General features: G+C 70.0%; 2 protein-coding genes and 1 pseudogene. 1 reads left to right on the plus strand and 2 read right to left on the minus strand.

Going from position 1 to position 1,319, the window contains the following annotated elements; genetic code table 11:
* Nucleotides 1-462 (minus strand): helicase HerA-like domain-containing protein (locus GRX66_RS19080; RefSeq protein WP_159527854.1); only part of this gene is annotated, 462 nt, incomplete at its 3' end.
* Nucleotides 463-608: 146 nt separating this feature from the next.
* Here GRX66_RS19080 and GRX66_RS19085 point away from each other — a divergent pair.
* Nucleotides 609-1,073 carry a DUF7382 domain-containing protein gene (locus GRX66_RS19085; protein ID WP_325064206.1) on the plus strand — a complete coding sequence of 155 codons (465 nt, stop codon included), beginning with the start codon at nucleotides 609-611 and terminating at the stop codon, nucleotides 1,071-1,073.
* Between the two features lie 30 nt (nucleotides 1,074-1,103).
* Here the strand turns inward: GRX66_RS19085 and GRX66_RS19090 are convergent.
* Nucleotides 1,104-1,319, minus strand: a pseudogene (locus GRX66_RS19090) (protein-L-isoaspartate O-methyltransferase family protein); the annotation flags it as partial.

Genomic DNA, 1,319 nt, shown 5'->3' on the forward strand with positions numbered 1-1,319 from the left:
TCCCCGACTCCGCCGCCGCGCCCAGACGAGCGTGCCCGCCGCACTCGTTTCGTCGAGGTCCAGCAGATCGCACCATGCCCGCGGTGCGAGCGCGTTCGCGCGAACCCGTGGCTCCACGACGTCCAGCCCCGCGCCAGCCAGGCCCGAGAACGCGCCCATCGGGTCCACGACCACTGGTGAGACACCCGCAGCATCCGCGAGGGCTTCGGCCAGGACGCCCAGCGTGTACGACTTCCCCGAGCCACGCTTCCCCACGACGACGCCGGCATGCGGGCGGGACGCATCTACACCCACCGGGGCGCCCAGACTCCCGTCACTCGCGAGATACCGTCCGAGCCGCCCGGTCTGCTCCGTCTGCCTCGCCAGTCCCGTCTGTTCTGTCTGCCCGCCCTGTGCGGCTTGCCTTGTCTGCGCCGCCTTGCTCACGTGGCCGACTTCGTCAGCCCTCCCGAGAACGTCCATGGCGGGTCTGCTGCCCACTCCCGGAAGAACGCTCGCACGAGCCTTTATGAGTGAAGCCGGGGGCAACTCGGCCCGTGCTCGACCACGACTCCGACCCCGACCCAGGACCAGACTCCCACTCTGGCACAGCCACTGCCACCGTGGCTGTGAGCGTCGACCGCGTCCCCGGCCTCCGCGAATTCGCGGGCGACGAGCGCGCAATCGAGGGACTGCCGGTCCGCCTCGTCATCGCGTTCGTCGTCGGCGTCGCCACTCTGTCCGTGATGCTCAACATGGTCTCGGGCGTGGACACGCTCTCGGTGAGCGAACTCGACGCAAGCCCAGACCCGGACGTCGTCACGCCCGGCGACCAGTCCATCGACGTCACGGCCGTCGACGCCGACGGCAATCCCGTCGAGGGCGCAACGATCGTCGTCAAATCCGGGACGGCGGACGTCGACGGCGTCGCGACTGCGACGACTGGCGCGGACGGGATTGCAACCGTTCACCTCGACACCGACCTCGGGCCGAATCAGGACGACGGTACGCTAGAAATATCCGTGAAACCACCCGCAGGCTCGGAGTACGTCGACCGCCGCGAGAACACCCACATCCTGGTTGTACGGGAGTAACTCCGGCCGCCGACTGGCTGCGGCGCTCGTTCAGGCGCCGTCCCAGTCGATCCACTCGTGCTCCCAGCCGGTCCGGGATTCGGCGGCGCGGGCGGCGCGCTCGCGGTCCTCGCGCACGGTTCGGTTGCGTTCGACGGCGCTGGCCTGCTCGCCGTCCACGAGCAGCGGCGCGAACGCCACCGGACCGTGCACCGAGACCGTTTCGCGGTCCTCGACGGCCACGAGGCGCTGGTCGGTCGTGCCCTC

It is taken from the genome of Halobacterium bonnevillei (assembly GCF_009831555.1).
GTDB classification, from domain to species: Archaea; Halobacteriota; Halobacteria; order Halobacteriales; family Halobacteriaceae; genus Halobacterium; species Halobacterium bonnevillei.